Annotated in this window: 17 protein-coding genes; all 17 read right to left on the bottom strand. The window is 40.6% G+C overall.

Annotation, left to right across the window (positions count from 1 at the left end):
- Window positions 1-185: 185 nt before the first annotated feature.
- The 17 genes from BM146_RS00325 to BM146_RS00245 all read right to left on the bottom strand — a co-directional run bounded on the left by BM146_RS00325 (window position 186) and on the right by BM146_RS00245 (window position 22,111).
- The gene (locus BM146_RS00325; RefSeq protein ID WP_074882759.1) at window positions 186-1,052 is read right to left on the bottom strand and encodes an ROK family protein; all 867 of its coding nucleotides are present in this window, start codon (window positions 1,050-1,052) and stop codon (window positions 186-188) included.
- Between the two features lie 47 nt (window positions 1,053-1,099).
- Entirely contained in the window at window positions 1,100-2,347 is a 1,248-nt protein-coding gene (locus BM146_RS00320; protein ID WP_074882758.1) for a glycoside hydrolase family 88 protein, read from the bottom strand.
- Between the two features lie 158 nt (window positions 2,348-2,505).
- Complete coding sequence (locus tag BM146_RS00315; protein ID WP_074882756.1) at window positions 2,506-4,029, bottom strand: lipopolysaccharide biosynthesis protein; 1,524 nt, start codon at window positions 4,027-4,029, stop codon at window positions 2,506-2,508.
- 142 nt (window positions 4,030-4,171) lie between these two features.
- Window positions 4,172-5,101, bottom strand: coding sequence for an alpha-1,2-fucosyltransferase (locus BM146_RS00310; RefSeq protein WP_074882754.1), 930 nt, complete (start codon window positions 5,099-5,101; stop codon window positions 4,172-4,174).
- Between the two features lie 39 nt (window positions 5,102-5,140).
- A complete protein-coding gene (locus BM146_RS00305; protein WP_242949308.1) occupies window positions 5,141-6,358 on the bottom strand; it encodes a polysaccharide pyruvyl transferase family protein in 1,218 nt (405 codons plus the stop codon).
- 33 nt (window positions 6,359-6,391) lie between these two features.
- Complete coding sequence (locus BM146_RS00300; protein ID WP_074882750.1) at window positions 6,392-7,492, bottom strand: glycosyltransferase family 2 protein; 1,101 nt, start codon at window positions 7,490-7,492, stop codon at window positions 6,392-6,394.
- On the bottom strand, window positions 7,492-8,898 hold the full coding sequence (locus BM146_RS00295) for a DUF3329 domain-containing protein (RefSeq protein WP_074882748.1): 1,407 nt from the start codon (window positions 8,896-8,898) through the stop codon (window positions 7,492-7,494). The genes BM146_RS00300 and BM146_RS00295 overlap by 1 nt, the downstream gene beginning before the upstream one ends.
- A gap of 57 nt (window positions 8,899-8,955) precedes the next feature.
- Entirely contained in the window at window positions 8,956-9,912 is a 957-nt protein-coding gene (locus BM146_RS00290) for a glycosyltransferase family 17 protein (protein ID WP_074882747.1), read from the bottom strand.
- Between the two features lie 40 nt (window positions 9,913-9,952).
- A complete protein-coding gene (locus BM146_RS00285) occupies window positions 9,953-11,017 on the bottom strand; it encodes a glycosyltransferase family A protein (protein WP_074882745.1) in 1,065 nt (354 codons plus the stop codon).
- On the bottom strand, window positions 11,014-11,775 hold the full coding sequence (locus BM146_RS00280) for a DUF5672 family protein (protein ID WP_242949307.1): 762 nt from the start codon (window positions 11,773-11,775) through the stop codon (window positions 11,014-11,016). The genes BM146_RS00285 and BM146_RS00280 overlap by 4 nt, the downstream gene beginning before the upstream one ends.
- Before the next feature lie 29 nt (window positions 11,776-11,804).
- Entirely contained in the window at window positions 11,805-12,848 is a 1,044-nt protein-coding gene (locus tag BM146_RS00275) for an alpha-1,2-fucosyltransferase (protein WP_074882743.1), read from the bottom strand.
- A gap of 19 nt (window positions 12,849-12,867) precedes the next feature.
- Window positions 12,868-14,661, bottom strand: coding sequence for an ABC transporter ATP-binding protein (locus tag BM146_RS00270; RefSeq protein WP_143087374.1), 1,794 nt, complete (start codon window positions 14,659-14,661; stop codon window positions 12,868-12,870).
- A gap of 18 nt (window positions 14,662-14,679) precedes the next feature.
- Complete coding sequence (locus BM146_RS00265; protein ID WP_074882740.1) at window positions 14,680-15,552, bottom strand: alpha-1,2-fucosyltransferase; 873 nt, start codon at window positions 15,550-15,552, stop codon at window positions 14,680-14,682.
- Between the two features lie 146 nt (window positions 15,553-15,698).
- Window positions 15,699-16,787, bottom strand: coding sequence for a hypothetical protein (locus BM146_RS00260; protein WP_074882739.1), 1,089 nt, complete (start codon window positions 16,785-16,787; stop codon window positions 15,699-15,701).
- A 49-nt stretch (window positions 16,788-16,836) separates the two neighbouring features.
- Window positions 16,837-18,363, bottom strand: coding sequence for an MBOAT family O-acyltransferase (locus tag BM146_RS00255; protein WP_074882737.1), 1,527 nt, complete (start codon window positions 18,361-18,363; stop codon window positions 16,837-16,839).
- A gap of 25 nt (window positions 18,364-18,388) precedes the next feature.
- On the bottom strand, window positions 18,389-20,305 hold the full coding sequence (gene asnB, locus BM146_RS00250; protein ID WP_074882736.1) for an asparagine synthase (glutamine-hydrolyzing): 1,917 nt from the start codon (window positions 20,303-20,305) through the stop codon (window positions 18,389-18,391).
- A 15-nt stretch (window positions 20,306-20,320) separates the two neighbouring features.
- Window positions 20,321-22,111, bottom strand: a complete 1,791-nt coding sequence (locus tag BM146_RS00245) for an HAD-IIIC family phosphatase (protein ID WP_074882734.1) — start codon at window positions 22,109-22,111, stop codon at window positions 20,321-20,323.
- Window positions 22,112-22,114 lie beyond the last annotated feature (3 nt).

Raw genomic sequence — 22,114 nt, 5'->3', positions numbered from 1 at the left:
ATACAAAATTTCAATAAAAATAATTAAATAGCACATCCTCCGAAAATAGCATTAGAGCGAGTAGTGGTGGGCTTTTTGCATTTTTTTTATCCAAATACAAAATTAAAAAATTTTTGTGACAATTGCCTTAATCGGTTTCGATACAAATATTTAGTATGACTTATTAAATGAAATTACCAACTAATTTAAGCTGCATCTATAGCGAGCTTCACAGCTCCCATTATTCCCTGATCATCGTTTAGACTTGCAGGAACAATATATTCGTCAATGTTCTTGATCTCATCAGTATTGATATAACCATTGAGTTGTTCAATGACTTTTTTCCTTATAAGTGGAAAAAGCTGCATCTGGTGCATTACCCCGCCGCCAAGAATAATTATCTGAGGACTGAGCGTAAGTATATAAGAACTGAGAGCCTGTGCAATATAGGCACTTTCAAGCTCCCATACCTCTTTATTATCAGCAAGTTCAACAGCTTTTTTACCCCAGCGTTCTTCTATTGCAGGGCCTGCTGCCAAGCCTTCAAAACAAGTGCCATGATATGGGCATTTTCCTTTGTATGAATCACCCTCTTCAAGAGCCAGCTTTATGTGTCCCATCTCGGGATGAAGCATGCCATGAAGGAGCTTGCCATTAGTCATAACTCCTCCGCCAATGCCGGTTCCAATAGTAAGATAGATAGCATCTGTCTTGTTTTGAGCACATCCCCATGTAATCTCACCAAGAAGCGAACCGTTAACGTCTGTATCAAATCCAACAGGAACATTAAGGGCTCGTTTGAATTCCCCGACGATGTCATAGTTTTTCCAATCAAGCTTTGGTGTTGATGTAATATATCCGTATGTCTTTGACTCTTTGTTCAGATCAATAGGTCCAAAGCAGGCAATTCCAAGACTAACGATTTCTTTATCTTTGAAGAAATCAATCATCTTAGGCATTGTCTCTGCAGGTGTGAGCGTAGGAAAAGACGCTCTCTCCAAGATCTTTCCATTCTCATCCCCAATTGCTACAATCATCTTTGTTCCGCCAGCTTCAAGTGCTCCGTATCTCATTGTAATCCCCTTCTCTTTCCTATTTTTTTATAATTTGCTAACCAATATTATCTTATCTCTGCAAGTGCCGCGAGTACTGCTCCTTGTCCCCAAGGATAATGCCCATAAGTCTGATAATGAACCCCAAAATCATCACATGAACTAAGCGCATCAAGCACTGCTCCTTTTTCAGTATGCGACAGCATACAGTCGATAGCCTTGTCAAAAGAGCTGTCTATATCTTCAACGTTATCAAGTATCCCCGCATTGTAACCCCGCGCCAGTGAATACGCAATCATGCCAGTTGCCGACATATCAATATGTCCTTCTGTTCCCTGAATCTGCCAGCTCCAACCGCCATCTGCACGTTGATATTCGAGAGCTGTTCTGCTCATTTGCCTGTACAGCCCGGTTATGTTGAAACCTGAATTCATGAAACAACGTTTTCTATCCGGACACTCTCTTACGCACTCAAAATTATTGAAAGTCTCGTTATTACCAGCCAATTCATCGGCACTACTCTTAACTGCAGCGCAGGCTGCCTCTGCGACTCCCATATACATCCATCCGAATGCCCTTCCCCAGCCAAGAAGACCTTTTTTCTGATTATCAGAAAGCGAATATCCATGGTAATTAAGACCACTTTTCTTATCCACTCCCATTTCAAAGAAATTTTTAATCTGTTTGCTGGCATCAAGCCTGGAACCCGAGCTTATAACAATGTCACTATCCGGAAAAGCACTAATGTATGCAGCCATGAACATTGAAACCTGTCCAACTCCGTCTGCAAAAATATTTGATGAATTTCTGCCCGGATTATAGATGACAGTCCCCTGCTCATCTCTAGGTGCAGTCAAAATGAACTGTGCTATCTTGTCAGAAGCCTCTTTATATTTATCTTCATGAGTCAACTCATATGCTCTGATAAAGCAAACACCAGCCAAGGCATCATCAACAAAATCTATCTTTCCATCATAGGATTTAAGCCACATGTCCAGATGGGCTGAAATAGCAGCCAGGCACTTGCTTTTTATCCCGCTGTCAAGTTTAGTAGATGATATATCCGGCTTGACGTCATTTAGGTCAGATGCAATATCCTGTTTGACGTCCGCCTGCTCTGCTGCAGATATCAGCCCTAGCATCAACATTCCTGCAGGCCAAAACAACGGATCCTTGGTTCGAACCGAGCGCCCCATAAAACTTTTCACTACATCCTTTGCCTGCTGAATCAAAGAAACATTCATGATTTCAAGCAAATCGTCAACTGTCCTGTCAATGACCATTTTGTATCTTTCATCTGTAACTCTGTAGCCCATAGTTTACACCTCTATATGCACAAGTACATCATGTTTACCGCTTCTATGCCCATTGGAGGGGATAGAAATGCTTATCATTTCATTTGCAAGCATAATTCAGCACGCTTTTCAAAAAGCTTTTTTTCTCACCTTCAAAAGAACTTTTCTAAAGCTTCCTCTTACCTTCCAACCTTCGCGAGGACTTTACCGAGAACATACCTAAACTCTGCTGTTCGGCCGTACAAGAGGAAATATACTCCGTTGAATACGACAGTAATGATAACAGCCATAACAAGGAAGGTAAGGATATTTAAATTTGCAAGAAGCCTGATACTGATAGCATTGCATACAACCAATACAAATACAAGGCTTGCAAGATATTTGCAGGTGTCTATAAAGTAGCTTTTCGCGCTCATGTCAAAACAGGCACGGTAGATAATAATTGGTTTTGTAATATTGGCAATAAGTCCTGAAACTATTGTTCCGATGTAAATTCCGGCAAGGCCAAGGGGCGTCTGCACCAGCGCAATTGATATCACAAGGTTTACTGCTCCCTGAATAAGAGCAAGGTACTTATCCTGCTCGAATACGCCGGCTGCAGTCTTATAGTTACTAAGGACAATTCGATCGCCCTTGAAGTAATAATCAATGAGAATACAATAGATTACCATCGGCGCAAGAGCCCAGTAATCTCCGTACATTATCCTGATAAGAGGAGTCAAAAGAACCATGAACCCCACACAGGAGTAGCCATAGACCCAGGATGCAAAAAATCTGTAGACTTTGAACATTTCATATTGCTTTTCCCTGGATTCGGTGGCTATGAGATTTCCAAAGCTTGATATTACTGAGTTAAAAATGATATTTACAAAATTTGAAACCGAACTGATAACCATGTTGTAGTTGTCAACAAAGCCAGCCATCTTAACTTCGATAAAAGAAGAAATGATAAGCGCATCGGTCTGGAGTCTGGCTACATCGCCAACCTTGTGGAAGACAAGCGCTTTCGTCTTTTTCCAAACTGTATCGCTCTCTTCTTTTGACAAAGGCGTAATATCTTTTTCTGTAAGATATGGGTACATCTTGTTAAGATATCTTGAAACAAATATCTTCTGAACAAGCTGGATCACTGCATCTGTTATCAGGAACAGATAGAAATTCTTTGTAGTAACAATTACAATTATCTGAAAAAAAACTGTAATAACTTTTGTTATTGTAAGAATGTTAGTCTGAACATAGTTCTTTTGTTCAGCATTGACCAGGCTATATTTATAAGCAACAAAGTAGCTGCTGACAGTATTAAAAAGAAAAATGAAATAGTAGAGAGTCAGATCCCGTAAAAGTACTCCATCGGGCTTTTTTACAAGATACTTAAGAAATGGTGCAAGAGCTGTACCCATAACAGCCACTACCAAAGCAATACAGTAATAAGCCTTTCTGTACATCTGCATGTAGGACTTGATCTTTTCTTTTTCGCCGCGGGATACCGGACCATAAAGGCTGAAATTAAGGGCTGTTCCAATGCCAAGCTCTGCCATGTTAAGGATTGAGAGAATATTCGTGTATGTGCTGTTTATACCAAGCAGAGTTTCGCTAAGATGCATGATAAAGATCTTTCGCAGCACAAAAGACATGATCATGGTCGCAACCTGACCAATATATCCAAATGCAATATTTCTTGTTGCCGACTTAACTCTACCCATTAAAACTAATTCCTTTATTCATCTTTCATATGCCAGACTTAACATATTTATGAATCTGGTGTATTTCTATTTTTATCAAGCTGCTCAATTTACACGCTCATACGTACTTGCGAACAATTGCGTTATACTATAATGCGCTTTTTCAAACAATCACTCCGTTCTCATCAATGAGAATCCAGTTTTTCCAGTATTTATGCATAACTTCAGGCAACGCTTCCTGATTATTTCGCATCTTGAGGGTGCGGACAAGTTCTCTGTCAGGACGCTTATTGAGCCTTGCTCCCCAAAAGCTAAATGTGGAATTGGCACAGATGTTGCCCTTGCAGTGGCTCATGAGCATAAGATCCTGAATGCTGTTCTTGCCGGTGTTCCAATCAATGATCGTGTATCGCATTTCATCGCTGTAGTGCTCTCTGGCATACTCATGATCACTGGTAAAAATATAAAAATGTGTATCCGGATTCTTTTGAAGGAAGTAATTCATGGCGCTCTCATAGTATTCTTCTGAAGCAATATTTCCAAGAATCTCCACATTTTCAGGGCTAAGATAGTCACCGCGCCTGATATGGACACTAACCGAATTTTCTTTTTCCATCCTCGCAGCAAGAACAGCATTGCGCTGATCAAGTTCCGGAATGGAATGCGGTGGAAATACAAACAGATCCTGAAGCTCTCCCATCACATCATCATAATAGTACTGGCAGGCAAAATATCCGGTAATATAAACATCATCCAAGTCAAAAATCTCTTCGTGGTACATCTTTTTTTCCACAAAAACCTTTGGATTGGAGCTGTCGCTTCTCCCCAGTTTCTGTGACAATTTTCCTAAAACCTTATTAAAAAGACTCTGCTTAACGAGAGCTTCTTTTTCCTCTTTTGTACAAATTTCGTATGGAAGGTCCTTAAAAAGAGACAGCTCAAACTCACGTGGAGCAAGCATATTCTTCTGAACTTCAGGCCCGAACCATGAAAGATCCAGCTTTACTGTTTTCCCACACTTTAAAAGTTTTCTATAAAGCGCATACTGCTGCATCTGGTTCCCCAAACCACCAGCTATCTGCAAAATTATCATACTCTCATCCCCAATTTTATCTTCTCGTTTTCCTCTTTATCATGAATGACTCATTACCCACTTATAGCCATTTATAAGTGCATCCGGATCGGAAAGTTCCTGCACCGGAAGGCAGTAATTCTCATAGCTCCCGAAAAGATCTGTCGCAATACCGCGGCTCTTGACCGAATAACCAATTACAAGAGTCGGTACACCACTTGAATAAGCTGCAATGGTGCTGTGTGTCCTTGCTCCTACAAAGAAGCTGCACTGTGAAATGTAGCCCTTTAGGTCCGAAGCCGGCATATCCTCAATCAAAAGAACTCTTCCACTATCCTTAAAAGCATCATAAAGCTCAGAAAGCGGCTTTCTGTCATCGCTGCCTGCCCAGACCACATGTGGGATCAGTACAACAGACTGATCAGTATTTTCCAGGATATAATGAATAAACCTCTTATAATTCTCCATGGTAATACCCGAAGTACTTTCCTTGGCAATTACCATAGGGCTTAAGTTTATACCGATATATTTCCCCGGCAACTCAAAAGCTCCATCACGTATCCCGGATACAGCATTTGTCTCAAGTTCAAAAGCCGGATCTTTTCTAAGTTCAAGCTTATCCACTGAGATTCCTGCCTCTAAAAGAGCATTATAAGAAATTGACTCTCTTGCATATATCCTGTCGAAATTCATAAGATCTTTTAAAAGAGCTGCATCCTTCAGGGAGTCAGGTTCAATTGAGCACCCCCAGAGAACTGTATCAAAGCCTTTTTTTCTGAAGTAATCATGAGCAAGTATCAGGTCAGAAACCATCTCGGGGTAGCAATAGTTGTCTCCACCTATCGATATCGCAAGAGGTGTATTGCCTGATGCAGTGCTCATATCTTTCTTTTCATCCGTTTTCTTATGATCACACCTGTTATGTTCAAGGGTATATGCCCTGTAACCGTCCCTGAATCTGTATCTCATAAAGGACTGCTTATCGCCCGTAACTTTGCGCCAACCATAATAAATTACATGTGCAAAAAAATCCTTATCAATATGTCTTTCATTTACAAGAATGCACAATCCCTGTTTCTCCAGATCTCCCAGGGAATACTTCCTGTCTTCATCCACATTGTTGGAAATCACTATAGGAATCGGAGTCTTATCCATGATGCAGCCCTGCTCAATCCTCTTTCTATGAATGAGCTTTAGCGTGCTGTTTGCAATCGCCTCGCAGCCGTGATTTCCACTACCTGCATGATAATATAAAACTATCGGTCTGTTTAGATTCATGCGAATTCTCTCTCACTATTTTTCATATATTTTTTATCTCTGAGATTTATAGTTTCCATACAGTTTAAGATAAAACTTCGGACTAAATCTGAAAAGTGTCACCTTTATTTTGTATCCCAACTCAAGAGCCGCAAAAGTGCCTCTTACTTTAAGCGCATGTCCAATCTGCTCTTTTACCTTTGAAATAACAAGTGCTTCCAACGCTTTGTCTCTTGTACCTTCATCAGTCCGTGCCAGCTTTCCTGCCACCAAAAGAGCTGTCATGATCTGGCTTACTGCGACACTTACAAAAGAATAACTTGAAATGTATTCCCTTGCGCCAAGAAGCTTCTCCTCTGCATTTCGCCAACAAACAATTTCATCCAGATAACTTTCCTTAAAGGCCTTTTTCATGGCGCCTTCTGGGTTATCCACATAAACATAGTCATTTGTTCCAACGCATTTAACTGTCTTTTTCTTTCCCTGCAAAAGAGCTAAATCAAGAAGAAAAAGAAGATCCTCTCCAATAGTCAGGCCTTCCTTAAAGCTGATATTATTGTCTTTAATCTCGCTTAGTAAAAAGAGCTTTCCCCATACATGTGTATTTCTGTTCAAGATAGAGTTCTCAATATACTGATAGCCACTGATATTAAGTCCTGACAGGTAGATATCTGTGGAATCTATTATTACAGGCTTATCTCCATCCAATGCACAATTTTCGAAAATATCGCCTGACTTATCCACATTCTTAGCTGAATTACTCTTAATAACTGTTGACTGTACATCAGCTGCAATATCATTATCCTCAGAAGCCAGAAGATTGGCCACAAAGTGTTCGTCTACATAGTCATCTGCATCCACAAAACAGATATACTTACCTGTTGCTTTCTCAATTCCCAGATTACGGGCATGAGAAACCCCCTTGTTATCAGTGTGGATAACTTTAACAATATAATTTCTGTCAAAAACACAGTTCGCGCTTTTTTCAAGCTCATCTGCAAGCTCACTGCTGCCATCTGTTGAGCCATCATCTACTAATATTATTTCCAGTTCCTCAGGATCTATTTCTCTCTGCCCCAGGCATGATTCCACGCATCTTTTAAGATATTTGACTGCCTGATAAACCGGAATTATGATACTTACCTTTTTATCCATCAGTACGCAGTCCATTCCTCTCTGTCCACACCCCAAATCGCATCTATTCCATAGTGCTCTGCATAGAAAACATTGATCCAGTTCTTATAATCATCTGAAAGATCAGACTCATACGCAAAAGAAAATCTGTTTTCCCAGTTAGGCCTTAGCATAGGTGCATAAACATCAATTTCCCCAGTCTCAACCTGCTGCCAGACATAGGCATCTCTCTCATCAAACTCTCTTTTTATCCTGGCAAGATTGGCCCCCTGCTCAATATAAGTGAAAGCAAGGACAATTCCCCAAACAGCAACAAGCGATGAAACAGCCGTCTGAAGCATCGTGTGAGACATTCCGCCTTTCCTGTCAGATGCACTTCCTGACATAAAAATAGTGTTAGCCACAATTCCTGCACCGTTAAGCACTGCCATCATCATGAAAAGACCTGCTCCATAATATGTTCTAAGCTGTGATGAAGGTACTGCTATAAGCGAGAATGCTGTCATGAGCGCTACAAAAGCAAGCATCCTCATGTATTTTGTGGTCTCAAGGAATTTCTTTTTATCAGCAGACATGTAGTAAATAAATATCAAAAGAACTACAAATGCTGCAACAAGGATAAAATAATTATCTCTTATGTTGATAACTATCTTAAGGAATCTCGCCATAAGTGCAAGAAGTCCTGTGTGCTCTTCCTCTGCAACTTCCGCTCTTCCAAAATTTCCCGGGGAAAGGATCATAACCGCAAAGCCAACGAAATTCCCAATAAAACCTGCGATCATCCATGGCTTTATGAATCCACATTTTTTATTGTTCTTAAGCCATTTATCCACAAACAGGATCAGGCCAAAGAGGATAACACCGCCCGATGTATTTTCATTGCACCATCCGGCAAGCAGTCCCAAAACGAACATTTTTATCATGAGAGAAATGCTGTTCTTACTTTCAAGCCTCATATGCCTTCTAAAATATGTGCAATAAGCAATTGCAATGGTACCTGTAAACAGATAATTGCAGGCTCCCGTCTCCCAGAAAACAGTGTTACTCATGGCAGGATCAAGGAACCACAAAAACAACAGAACAAGACCAAATAGCCTGATGTCATATTTTCTTTTACACTCTATATTCTCGTACATGAGAAGTGACAGACATGTGAAAACTGCGGCCGCAACTACATTGAACACACTCTTTGTCTTCATGAACAAGAACACTCTGAGTATAAAATGCGCTACGTTTCTGCCGCTATGATTCATGTAATGCTCATATTCCTGCTCAAACAGATCAAAAAAGTTCCCTGCTTTAGCCACAGCATCACCATATATGATGTCATCAGACATGTTTGGAGTTAAAAACTCATATACAGCAACCATCAGAAACGCTGTAAGTAGCAATATGTAAAAAATGTTTTTGTTCTTTTTTTCAGGCATTATGTGCTCCCCTGTATTTCACTTCATCTTCCCAACCTGATATTCATATGATGAATATCATTTCTTTCTCAACATCCTCATTACCTTGTAGTACGCTTTTCTGCAAAATCTTCCTGCAGTGATATCAACGTAGTGATAACACCTTGAAAGAGCTGTCACCTTAGGCATTACAAGATGGCTGTATTCTTCGATATGCTCTCTCAAGTACTGTGGATAGGTCTCATCAATCTCACATCTCTCAAAATGTGCATTTCTTCCAAAGATATCATGTCCAAGGATCAGATGATCCATGGTTTCTTTTAAAACTTCCCTATCGTTGTACTCCTGATGAGCTGCAGCTTTAACCTTGACACCAATTCTTTTTGTCGGGTCTTTTTCCTTTTGCCCACCCATATATCCAAAGTGCCATCCACCATTTGCAACACGTACGGATCTTTTATCGCACACGGAAATAAGATCACGAAGCCTTACAATTCCCTCTCTTGGGATATTGTTTATGGAAGTGATCTTGGTTCCAAGCCACTTTCTGTCTGCCTGCGGAACATTCGGAAACTCTCCTGTTATTGACATTAATGTCCCGGACTTTTCCTCATTGTTCATATAAACGTAAAAATTTCTCTGAGCAAGATGGTAAACTAAAGTGTTGTCAAAGTTATCCACAATTTCTTTTAACACTAAAGGGTTGGGGATTTCATCCGCATCACCGAAAATTATCACGTCATCCGCAGTTGCGCCAATCTGCTCAAGTCCCTGCTTTAAGTGATTTTTCTGAAAATAATCCCTCTCATGGGTTACCTTGAAATCTTTATCCTCATCCACAACAATGTATATAATCTTGTCCAAATACCCCTTGAACAATTCCTTGTTTTTCTCAAAGCAAAGCTCTTTGGGCTCACCGGAGAAAGTCGTGGTTGCTTCCTCAATGATGAACTTATCCACATATGGATCAAGGATTCCAAGCCTTAGCTTTAATATGTCTACTTCGTTAAAAAAAGGTATTAAATCGTAAACCATAGCTGCCTTTCATGGCTACCAATTGCATAACCATAGTTAGTTAAACATGCTTATTTTTTCTTTTAATTACTCGCTTAGCTGCTGACTTTGCGCTGTATTTTACTCCGGATAAAAAAAGCTTTTGCAAGGCTCCTCCCGATATCTGGAGCTTATGGATTTCCATGCTTTCTTCCGGAGCCCAGTCAGGAAGCGGCATTTGACTGTATCTTCTGTAAAATTCACTATTAAATATATTTTTCAGCTCTGTCTTTTTTATTGAAATGGGCTGGTCAGAATAAATGAGCTTTGCAATAGCAATGCTGCAGGTAAGAGCTTTCCTGCGATCAACTGTGGTAACAAAGCGCTCCCCACCCCATTTTTTCACATAGGAATCAAACTTATTCCAGGCTGTTTCCTGATTGGTCAGGTATTCAATATGGTAGCCGCCTGTAAGTCCCTTTTCATTGGGCCTGTAAATATACAGAATCTTATCCAGGTACACTATTCCTTTGGCTCTATCAAGAAAAGCGGCTGTCTGCAAAAGGTCCTCGCCATAATTAAGGAACATATCCTTGTCATCAAGAAGGACTTCTACGGCAAGTTCTCTTTTAACGCACTTATTCCACATAGCGTTGAGAGAGTCGCCCTCGCACATGACCTTGTAAAAAGAATCCTTTAAAGCACCACCATATACTTTATTTTCTTCGAAAGGAAAATTAAATTTCCTTTGAGAAGGATTGGTACTTGTAGCTGCGTTGTACAGAATAATATCAAAGGGCTTATGAGCAATAGACGCATCTGTAAGTCCTCTGCAGATATCCTCAATCGCTGTATCTACCAAAAGATCATCAGCATCTGCAAAAATGAGCCACTGGCCCATAGACTTTTTTATGCCCTCCTTGCGGGCTGCATATGCACCAATCTTTCCATAGTGATAGCAGAAAACAAATTGATTTTTGTCCGCATATTCGTCGCAAATTGCAGGAGAATTGTCCGTTGAGCCGTTTTCTATCAAAATCAGCTCAGCATCCATTCCGCTCTTTCCAAGCTGAGGAATAATGCAATCCATCATTTCTTTTATGTACTTTTCTGCGTTATGCACCGGAACTATAACTGAAAAGATCATTCTACGCCATGCTCCTCTTTCCACTTTTTGCTTCTTCTCCAAAAAAGAAGCGGTCTTACTGCCATTTTGTATCTCTTTTTGGGGCTGTAGAACTTAGGATAATCCGCATTCTCTCCCCACCATTTATGAAATGCAAAAGGCTCTATTCCCTTATTCTCCGTAAGTGGATGCTCTCTTCCAAACTTTACCGCAACTTCAATTGGAGCCCACTTCATGCCTTCAGCTTCCATGGCATTTTTGTGGTAACAGCAAAGGAAAATATCCTCATTATAAAATCCATCGTAGACCTTTTCCCATTTCAGGTTATGTGCCGCAGGATATTCCAAAAGCCTCTTAGACCTTATAGATACACTGTTTCCAACTCTGCATATCTCTCCTTTTGAATCTCTGTATGCATAATCATTTTTGGGAAGTGGCCATGGAGAGCCAATGTAATCATATTCCAGAAACTCATCACTCCAGTTTTCAGGATGAATAACAAATCCGTCGGCGTGGACAACCATACAAAAATCTGTCTTTATATGATCTTTAAGTTCATAGACCATCTTGTAATTAAATTTATCGATACTGTCGAGCCTGGATGTGTAGCTGAATCTTATGTTCTTTGGAAGATAAAAAGGTTTTTTATCTGAAATAAGAACCGCATCTCCAAACTCAATCTCCCTCATGCTGTACTTCATGGCCTGAACAGTCTCATAAACATTGACACTGGTCATGGCGCAAAGCGTAACCTGCTGGAGCTTTAACTTTTTCTCCATTTCATTCCTCTAAATATAATTTGTATTTTCTAGTATTGAAACCTCTTGATGATTCCTACACGTTTCTCAAGGCTCCTTAAGATCTTCTTTGAATAGAATACTCCATAGAGGCACTTTCTTCGGATTACCTGGCAAAAGAGCCTTATAGAGCCGGGTCTTTTATTTCTTCTTGCATAAAGAGCTGACCTAAGCTTATACTCCTCAAGCTCTTTTCTGCATTCATCCGCCTCAAATATTCTGCCCTTTTTGTCCTGATAGTGTAAAAAAGTATAGATGTTCTGCTCAGAAGACCAAAAGCCGTCTGAAATGTTATGTCTTGCCCAGTATTTTGGAGCAATTGCGTATTTAAGCTCTGTGCTGGACATTACCGGCATGATGGAGAAAGATGAATTGGAAAGAATCAGATATCTGGCATTTTTTAATGTCACATAATCTTTTCCCATATCAAAATGGTGACACTCATATTCAGGAAGGATTTTCCTTGCAGCCTCTTCATCCTCGGTCACTACCATGAATCTCATTGAAGGGTTAATCATCTTCATGTTTTTTATGGCATTCAGGAAGTACTTTCTGTCCAGATACAGTTCGGGGTGATTCGTATACTCACCGCCACGGATGTTTATAATGCACAAATCATCTGCTGTATACTCATAGGACTCATATTCAGGCTTAACTTTAAGCCAGTTTCTGATCTGATCTCTGTACTTTTCAAAATAGCTCTGATCCTGAAGATTACCATAGATCAAAGTATTGTCTTTTATCTCAAAAAGCTTCTTGTCAGGACCGCTTATATAGCAGCCATTTGCCATGTCATGTTTGGAATTTCCCATATACAGGCGGTCATCCTGCTCAGTAAAGATTGTATATTTATCTTTATCCGACATAGGGATTTCTTTTCCCATATCGATGTCCATGAAATACATGCCCTGATGGGACTGGGCAACATTCCCTACCTGCCCCGGATTTATAAATCCATATTCAACGCCCTTGTCAAGCGCCATGCAGCGGGTGACTATATAAAAAAACAACTGGTTACCGAGACCATACCCCGGTATAAACTCTGTTCCTATCATAAAAACTCCAAAATCGCTCTTACTGAATGATCATTCTACCTTCAAGTGTAGTTTTATTGATTTTCTCATCCTTAACTTCGTAGATTATATCGCAGTTAGCAATAGTATTAAGTCTGTGCGCGATGATGATCATTGTCTTTTTGCCATGGAAACTGTTGATAGCTTCCATAACTGCTGCCTCAGTCTCATTGTCAAGAGCACTGGTAGCCTCATCAAATACAAGAATCTCAGGATTATGATAAAGTGCTCTTGCGATACCGATACGCTGTCTCTGACCACCTGAAAGTCTGACACCTCTGTCACCAATCCTTGTATCGAGGCCTTCAGGAAGTGTTCTGATAAATTCAGCAAGCTGAGCCTCTTCGCAGACCTCCCAGATCCTGTCATCATTTATCTGATCAGCGTCAATACCAAACGCTATGTTATCTCTGATAGATTCATCAACAAGGTAGATAGACTGCGGAATGTAGCCGATCTGCGCAAGCCATGATTCGTAGTTACTAAAGATATTGTTGCCATCGCAGAGAATCTCGCCGCTTTTAACGTGCAAAAGTCCAAGGAGAATATCCACAATCGTGGATTTACCTGCACCCGACGGTCCGATAATACCAACAGATTTTCCTCTTGGAACCAACATGTTGGCACCGGTAAAGATATTATCTTCAGAATCCGGATAATGGAAAGTAATGTCTTTAAGCTCAATCTCTTTTTCCAGATGAAGTGCAGGTCCTGCAACCTTGGCTCTCTCTGCACGCATCTCTTTCTCCATTTTCATTGATTCTGTGAGGTTATTGTAAACAAAGTCCAGACTGTACTGGTTATAAGCAATCTGTGTAAGATACGTGTTTATCCTGTTTGCGGATGGCATGATCCTGATAGCCGCCATACCAAAGGCTGTTATCTGTGGAAGAAGTGCCTTCGCATCGCCACCGTTTAAGAGATAGATAAGCACATACAAAAGAACTACTGAAATGAAAACTGTCTCAATAAGAAGCCTTGGGATATTGTTCAGCACCGTGTAATTCCTGTCGATATCAGCGCCGATCCTACCTGACTCATAGTAGTTACGGATAAAGAAATCCTGTCTGTTTAATACTTTTACATCTTTAAGTCCATAGATTGCCTGAATTCTCCACTTTGCAATCCTTGACTGTGTTTCCTGGTTCTTTCTACCGATTGTATTAAGTCTTGGTTTCAAAATCTTGGTAATGATAAGTGTAAGTATTACCAAGACCACAAGTATTAGCACTGTCATCTGCCAGTTAACTGCAAGAAGGACGATTCCAAGGCAGATTGAAACTACCATTTCTGTTGAAAGTGACAAAAGAGAAAGCATAAGTGTAAATGTTTTTGGAATGTCGCTGTCAGTTATTCTAAATACAGTTGGAATGTCAGCTCCAAGATAATCTTCATAGGGCCTGTTCAAGAACTCTCTCATTACCCTGCTTATCATGTCGTTTCTTGCCCTTGATATAAATGTGTTCTGCTTATAAACAAGGAAGAGCAGGTAGAGATTTTTAAAGATAAAAAGAAAAATAAGTGAGATCAAAAGTGCACTGGCAAGTTTGAGGTCACTGTTAAGGCCAAGCGCATTTACGATGGTCTGAAGAATATCGAATTTTTCTATCTGTCGGTGAAGAGACTCAGGTTTCAATATAACTGAAATGACGGGGATCATCATTGAGACACCTAAAGTCTCGACAACACCACCAATCAGTATAAGGACAGCTAGTATGAATAGCTGTCCCTTTTGTTTTTTGTCAAATATATAATTTATCTTGGCAAGCAGACTTACCTTTTTTGTATTACTCATTAAGATATTTCCTATCATTTAAAGTGCTATTTTAGTCATGCGCTCTGTGTAGATGTCATCCATATCGCGGTCATTGATCCACTTCTGAGGTGCGATGACAATTTTTTCCGGTGAATCATTGAGCCATGCTGCCCACCAGCTAAATGAGCTGTTTGCAATAATGTGGTGTTTGCATCTGCTCATAAGAGTCATCTCTGCAATATCAGTGCCATCGCCTTCTTCAAGCTCAACCACTATAAAGTTTGGTCCCTTGAAATGCTCTCTGCACCATTCCTTATCATCTGTGAAAATAAAGAATACTGCCGATGGATACTGCTTTCTAATCTTATCAATAGCATTTTTATAGTATTTCTCAGTGCAGATGTTGTGGATATGAATATGCTCTTCATCCACATAGTCTGTCCTGCGGACATGAAGACTTACTGACTCGCAGCACTCAATCTGCTGAAGAGTTGACCAGCTTGACGCATCTGACATGAGCTCCTGAGGCTTCTTTTCAAATGCTTCCCGTAATTCCCTGATAACGTCCTTATCATCAAAGTACTTTTCACACTGCCAATAACCTACAAGATAAGCATCTTCCTTTTCAAGGATCGCCGGATTAAATTTGCCGGATTCCTCATCTATTCTATATGTTTTTCTACCGGTGAGTTTTCTTCTGATGCGGCTTAACAGATCCATCTTAGAATCAGTAAGATTTATGACTTCCTCATCTGTTGCCTTGTCATACTCAACTCCCCATCTGGAAAGTACCGGGATTCTAAGCTTGTCATTAACAAAGCCTGTTTTATCATCAATCTTAACTTCTTTGCCGCGTTTTTTAAGAGACCTATATAATGCGTACTGAAACATCTGATTGCCCAGTCCGCCCTTAAGCTGAATGATTATCATAGCTCCTCCAGGTTGATATCATGTGCATACTGTAAAAAGTCTGACGAGTCATAAAGCTTATCATGCAAGCATGAACGCATTATGACCTTTTGACCTTGTCGTCATATTATACCATAGTTGTAGTATCTATAAAACAATGCCCCTTGTTACTCGCCTTCTTCAAGGTCGTAGTAAATCTTGTTCTCGGCATTGTAGAAAACTTTCTCAGAACCGGTCTCATATGCATCAAGCCACAGTTTATAGGCTTCGTCCCAGGACTTATATCCGGAATCGCCTCTGTGGTCATCCAAAACTCCCTTATCCACATAATTCTCTTTAAGATAATCCTCAAAAAACTTAGTGACTTTATAGGCTCCTACAATATTGGTGTGGGTTCCGTAATCTTTAAAGTCCACATCATAGTCAAGTCCAATCTCATCTACATACTGGTCCATATCAAGGAAGCTGTATCCTGCTGTCGTTACCATATCGCTGATATAATTAATCTTTTTCTGCTCATCTTCCTGCACATCATAGGGTGTGATAACGAATAGGGCATTGAGATTTTTCTCTTTAAGATATGTCAAAAGATCTGTCAGATACTCTTCCTGCTCAGCCGGAATAGGCTCTCTGTCTGTGATAGCAGCATTGTCTGTCTTTGGAGCAGGACCAACTGTGGAAAAAGGAACAAATCCCTTGTAATCATCAGGATACTCATACATGAATGTGCGAAGCTGTGACCACAAAGCCAAAGTCTTCCAGTTTGAGTGATACTTAAAGATATCAAAATAATAGGAAAGCCTCTCTGACGGGTCCTCAACCATAGCATTTATGGTCTTTATCCTGTTGATCGAATACTTAAGGTTATCTGTAACTTCCCTTGTGTGGGCCATATTTCCAAGAAGGTTCTCATCCTCTGCAGTCCACATGCGCATTTCAAAGATAAAAAGATCAGGTGTCTGAGTCTTTAGTACCTCTTCTATAAGATACTTTGTTGCAACAGGTCTCTGCATGTTTGAAGCCAGAGGATACAGGGTTATTCCCATATCGCCGTAGATCATTGGATTGGATATACAAGGATATACAGGGCTTGATCCAATCATGACCGCATCAATCGTATTCTTCTTCTCTGAATAAAAGCCAACAAACCTGTCCTTAACATCACCATTTGTCCTGATGCAATAAGTCACATGCAAAAGGATCCAGGATACGATCATTATAAAAACTACTATTTTTGCTACTTGTTTTTTTGTCATAACTAAACTATGTTCTCTCTATCTGAATAAAACCGAATCTGCTCTTAAATCAGAAATCCTTATAAATAAACTCCGCAGCGCTGTAGCCAGGGCCGTACTCAGCGATCAATATCACAAAGAATAAAAACGCGATATAGATGCACCATCTAAGCACGATTGGCCTGTCAGCTATAAACTCTCTCACATTCTTATAATTGTTATCTGCTTCCGCCTTTGCATTCTCCATGCGATACTGCATAACAGAAGCACAAGCCAGAATGATCAGAGAAACTACAACAATTCCCCAGTCAACAATGTCGATTCCAAGATTTAACAGACTTCCATCCACAAATATCTGAGGGTTAAAAGTAGATACGCTCTCTTTTAACATACGAAGTGCGTGAGGAACGTTGTCTGCTCTAAAGAAAAGGTCACCAATACAAACGAGGATAAATGTCCTTACAACTCGCACCATATCGGCAAATTTCCCCTTCATATTGATTTTCAGCTTTTCGCCAAAGAGCCAGGTAAAAAAAGGCAATGTGAGTTCGCCGATTACGATGTATGCCCAATGAAGGAGACCGGAACCGATGACATATTTCATTTCACCGCCATGCCACAAACCTACAGAAAACCAGAGGATAAACATAGCCACATATGTGGTGTACTGCTTGCCCTTCTTTTTACCGAGCTTGCCCTTTAAGAACTTGCCAAGGTTCATGATCATCTTGCTTCTAAGAAGTGGGTAAAAGACATTTTCTCTCATCCACACGCCAAGAGTGATATGCCATCTTCTCCAGTATTCACTGATGTTCTTAGCAAAAAACGGAGTGGTAAAGTTCTCAGGCAATATGATTCCAAAGCACTCTGAAGCGCCGATAACTATATCCATACAGCCTGAAAAGTTAGTGTAGAGCTGAAGCGCAAATAAGACTGTCCCAAGCATGATGTAAGCGCCGGGATACTCTGTATCGTTATTGTAAATTGTGTTAACAACTACAGCCAGTCTCTCGGAAATAACAAGCTCTTTAAAAAAGCCCCAAAGCATTCTCTGAGCGCCAAAGGTTATGTTTTTATAATTGAGCTTATGTCTTTCAAAAAACTGTTTTCCTGTTTCTCTTATCTGGAAAATAGGGCCGGAAATCATCACCGGGAAATACATTCCGATGAGAGCAGTTTTTAAAAAGCTCTCACCCGCCTCTGCAAGTCCGTTGTAGACTTCGATAAAATATCCAAGGAGAATGAATGTATAAAAAGAAAGTCCAAGAGGAGTTGCGATGCTTCCTCCATGAATAAGCTTGGTATATTTAAGAAATATCAGGATTCCAAGGAGTGCTGCAAGCTCAAGACAAAGAACCATACGCCTTTTAGAAGTATCAGCAGTCTTTTTTAGAAACTTCAACAGCCCCCATGTCGCAAAGGATGCAAATAGAGGGTACAGTATAAGCACCCCATTGCCTGATAAAAGATAGTAGGCAATGCTTGCAAGAAGGAGCACTACCCACTGACCTTTTCCTTTAAACAAAAGAGGTACCGTATAATATACAGCTACTGTGATTACAAAAAACAACAAAAAATAAAACGAAGTAATTCCCATATTATCTCTCTAAGAGGTTACACTCTCAATTATTTCTATACTCAGTCTCCATCCACTGCTGGAACATAAGGATGTACCAGATCTGAATGCGGTAAATTCCGCGGTCTGTAAAATCTCTCCAGATTTTCTCAACAACATCAGGATTTAAAAGCCCCTGCTGCCTTATCTTATCCTTGTCCAAAAGAGCTTCCGCCCAGTCTCTTATGTCTTTTTCCAGGAGCCATTTTGAGATTGGAATTGAAAATCCTTTTTTAGGTCGCTCCATCATATCACGAGGAACGTATCTATACAACACATCGCGTAAAACAAGTTTGCCCTGCTCGTCACTTCTAAGGTATTCAATAGGAAGTGACCATGCAAACTCAACCACATCCTTATCAAGCATAGGTACTCTTGTTTCAAGAGAAACCGCCATGGCTGTCCTGTCTACCTTTACCAAAATGTCATCAGGATGATACATGCACATATCCATAAGCATAGCTTCATGGTTGACTTCTCCAAGAAAATCAAAGGGAAGGTCAAGACATTTATACTTTGCCTCGCCCTTTTTAAGCGCAATCTTTTTAATGATTGGATCGCTCTCATGCTCCATTCTATGGACTTCATAAGGAGACTTTGCACCAAAATACTGAGCCTTTGCGAATTTAACTTTATCCTTTAATTCACTTGAATTATCCGGTCCATAAATATTCATAAGAAGTGAGCTTACAGGCTTTCTCAAGGCATAAGGCATTTTCCCGGCCTTTCCCCAGACTCTTGCTACTGAATTATAGGACTTATATCCGCAAAAGAGCTCGTCTCCTCCATCACCTGAAAGAGAAACCGTTACATGGTCCCTTGTCATCTTACTTACAAGGTAAGTTGGAATCTGTGATGAATCGGCAAAAGGCTCGCCAAACATAAAAGAAAGCTTTGGAATAACTGCTTTTGCATCATTTTCATTTATGTACAGCTCTGTGTGATCAGTTCCAAGATGCGCCGCGATTTCTTTGGCTATAACCGCTTCGTTGTACTTCTCATCCTCCATTCCAATGGTGAAAGTGCGCACCTTTCCGGGAGCTATGGACTGCATAAGAGAAACCACAGTGCTGCTGTCAATTCCTGCAGAAAGAAATACTCCAAGAGGAACATCCGCTACCATCTGTCCCTTTATTGACTCTTTTAAAAGTCTTTCAAGCTCATCTGCCGCTTCTTTTCTGCTGCCTGTAAAGATATTGCTCTGTCCCTTTTTAGCTGCATCTGCCATTGACCAGTAAATATCTGTCTTAGTCTCTAATGTTTCTACATTCAAAGTAAGGATTGTTCCCGGCTCAAGCTTATTTATCCCTTTATAGATTGAATAGGGCGAAGGAATATATCCTTCCTCGAAGTAAATATCCAAAACGTCAGTATTTATCTCATTATCAAAGCCATCAACAACGCGAAGGCAACCTATGTCGGAGGCAAAAGCAAATGCTCCTGCTACATTCCCGTAATACAAGGGCTTTTCTCCGACTCTGTCTCTGGCAAAAGAAATAGTGCCTTTCTCAAGGTCATAGACTGCAATGGCAAACATTCCCTTGCAAAGAGAAAGAGCTCTTTTCATACCAAAGTACTCAATTGCTTCTACTAATACTTCTGTATCCGAAGTTCCGCGAAATGCACCAATGTCTGTGCCCTTTGCCGCCGCATCCGAAAGCAAAAGCTCTTTTACCTCAGCGGCATTGTAAATCTCACCATTATAAACAATGACGCTCTTTTTGCTATGTGATTCCATGGGCTGAGCGCCATTCTTGGAAAGATCAACAATAGCAAGTCGCCTGTGTCCCAAGGCGACTTTTCCATCATCACTTATGTATATTCCACCATCATCAGGGCCTCTGTGAAGCATCCGCTCATTCATCCTGCGGATGTTCTCCCCGGCATCTTTCTTATACTGTATCAGTCCTGCAATTCCGCACATAGTATGCCTCTAGTGTTACTTAACTTCAATCACTTTATTTTTGTTTTCATAGTTCTGACTTATATCCAGCTTATAGGTCTTATTTCCTTCTGCATCCTCAGAAACAAGCTCAAACCCCTGGATATCATAGAACTCTTTTACCATCTTGTTCTTGGCTGTTGGATAATAGTAGCCATAAATTGTCTTAACTCCGCGCTCCAAAGCCTTCTTAACAAGAGCATCCATCATGGCAAACTCCATATCTCGCTTTAAAACTCTGCAGCTCATTAGCCACAGATCAATGTGGAGTTCAGCATCGGAGCGGATATTTCCAATAACAAGTGATACGATTCCGTTATCACCAAATCTATCTTTTAGTCTGCCGTAAAGTGTTATGTTACTGTCATCTGCAGCAGTTTTCTCAATGTCATCCTGTGTGTAACGCTTTGTTGTCAGGTTGAACTGGTTGCTCTTATTGGTAAGCTGCGCGATACGAGGCATGTACATCTTCTCAAAAGGCGCGATCTCAGCCTCCATCTCAAGAGACTTGAGGTACTCGCTGTAGTCAGTAAAGCTCTCTTCAAGCTCAGTCCTCTTTTTGTTGGCCATGTACATCTCATTTCGCTTTCTGTCATCATCAGAAACAGATGTAGCCTCGAAAAAGCCTGCATGGTCAATTATCCTGATGTAGTGCTCAGGGCTGTCGATCTCCGGAACTGCTGCCCCTTTGATCTGTCCCTCAACAATAGCTCTCTCAGCAGGGTTGTCGTCCACAAATACCAGCGACTCAGGCAAAATATTCAGCTCTTTTGCTATAGCCTTCATATTCTCGCTCTTGGGCTCCCAGTTTGCCTTGATAGCCACGAAGTCTTCAGGCTTAAGGCTTCCGTCAGGATGATTAAGACCTGCGATTGCATTCTCCTGATCGTTCTTGGAATCAACAGTCAAAAGAACTCCGATGTTCTTCTGCATCTTCACATAATTTTGGAACTCTGCGTATACCTGACCAAGGTTGGTCTCCTGACCAATCTCAATTCCGTCAACGCCGTCATCACCTACAACTCCGCCCCAGAGGGTATTGTCAAGATCAAGCACAAGACCCTTTTTGTTCTTGCCATAGATTGACTTGATGATATTGGCAACGTTGAAGCTAAGAGTAGGAATAGCCGGAATGCAAAGGGCATATTTGTACATGTGCCATGCAAGCGGATCTGACCACTGATCAAGTCCGTAGCAGCTTGAAATGTAGTTTATATCATTTATAAAAAAGCTCTCTGCTGAATCTGAAGCTTTCCTTGCATACTCTGCAAACTTCTCGTTAAGTCTGTTTATAAAGGACAAGCGCCCATGAATATCAAAAAAGTCCCTGTTCCCAAGGAGTCTGTAAAACGGTGCCTCGAAATTGTTCTGGATAATAGGACAGTGATAGGTGTCAGATAATTTCTTCCACATTGTCTCGAAGTGCTGATATGTCTTCCGGAGCTTTTCATCTACTACCTCTTTGCTGTCATCCATTGTAGGGAATTCTGTGATATTGCGGTTTGATGTGTGAATATAGATTATATCCGGGCCAAAATCATTAAGCTCTCCGGGAAACATGGCATCCTGCCAGTACTGCCCATATTCAGACTCATAGAATTCAGGCTCAATTCCATAATTTAGTAAAAAAAGCTCCAAAATCCTTATTATGTCATGAGTAGTAGAACCGCCGAGAACTGCGATCTTTTTGTGAATCCTGTCACTCCCATCAGATAAAAGAGCCTTCTTTAGGCTCTTTGACTTTTTCATTATGTAGCTGCTATCAAAGGGGTATTCTAATTCTTTCACCTT

Origin of the sequence: Butyrivibrio proteoclasticus (assembly GCF_900115735.1) — a bacterium.
In the GTDB taxonomy this organism is placed as follows: domain Bacteria; phylum Bacillota; class Clostridia; order Lachnospirales; family Lachnospiraceae; genus Butyrivibrio; species Butyrivibrio proteoclasticus_B.
The sequence above is the reverse complement of the archived record's forward strand: the minus strand, read 5'-3'. Positions and strand labels throughout refer to the sequence as shown.

Coding starts and splice junctions, on each gene's coding strand:
- BM146_RS00325 (WP_074882759.1), bottom strand. CDS start 1,052: ATGAGATACGGAGCACTTGAAGCTGGCGGAACAAAGATGATTGTAGCA.
- BM146_RS00320 (WP_074882758.1), bottom strand. CDS start 2,347: ATGGGCTACAGAGTTACAGATGAAAGATACAAAATGGTCATTGACAGG.
- BM146_RS00315 (WP_074882756.1), bottom strand. CDS start 4,029: ATGGGTAGAGTTAAGTCGGCAACAAGAAATATTGCATTTGGATATATT.
- BM146_RS00310 (WP_074882754.1), bottom strand. CDS start 5,101: ATGATAATTTTGCAGATAGCTGGTGGTTTGGGGAACCAGATGCAGCAG.
- BM146_RS00305 (WP_242949308.1), bottom strand. CDS start 6,358: ATGAATCTAAACAGACCGATAGTTTTATATTATCATGCAGGTAGTGGA.
- BM146_RS00300 (WP_074882750.1), bottom strand. CDS start 7,492: ATGGATAAAAAGGTAAGTATCATAATTCCGGTTTATCAGGCAGTCAAA.
- BM146_RS00295 (WP_074882748.1), bottom strand. CDS start 8,898: ATGCCTGAAAAAAAGAACAAAAACATTTTTTACATATTGCTACTTACA.
- BM146_RS00290 (WP_074882747.1), bottom strand. CDS start 9,912: ATGGTTTACGATTTAATACCTTTTTTTAACGAAGTAGACATATTAAAG.
- BM146_RS00285 (WP_074882745.1), bottom strand. CDS start 11,017: ATGATCTTTTCAGTTATAGTTCCGGTGCATAACGCAGAAAAGTACATA.
- BM146_RS00280 (WP_242949307.1), bottom strand. CDS start 11,775: ATGGAGAAAAAGTTAAAGCTCCAGCAGGTTACGCTTTGCGCCATGACC.
- BM146_RS00275 (WP_074882743.1), bottom strand. CDS start 12,848: ATGATAGGAACAGAGTTTATACCGGGGTATGGTCTCGGTAACCAGTTG.
- BM146_RS00270 (WP_143087374.1), bottom strand. CDS start 14,661: ATGAGTAATACAAAAAAGGTAAGTCTGCTTGCCAAGATAAATTATATA.
- BM146_RS00265 (WP_074882740.1), bottom strand. CDS start 15,552: ATGATAATCATTCAGCTTAAGGGCGGACTGGGCAATCAGATGTTTCAG.
- BM146_RS00260 (WP_074882739.1), bottom strand. CDS start 16,787: ATGACAAAAAAACAAGTAGCAAAAATAGTAGTTTTTATAATGATCGTA.
- BM146_RS00255 (WP_074882737.1), bottom strand. CDS start 18,363: ATGGGAATTACTTCGTTTTATTTTTTGTTGTTTTTTGTAATCACAGTA.
- asnB (WP_074882736.1), bottom strand. CDS start 20,305: ATGTGCGGAATTGCAGGACTGATACAGTATAAGAAAGATGCCGGGGAG.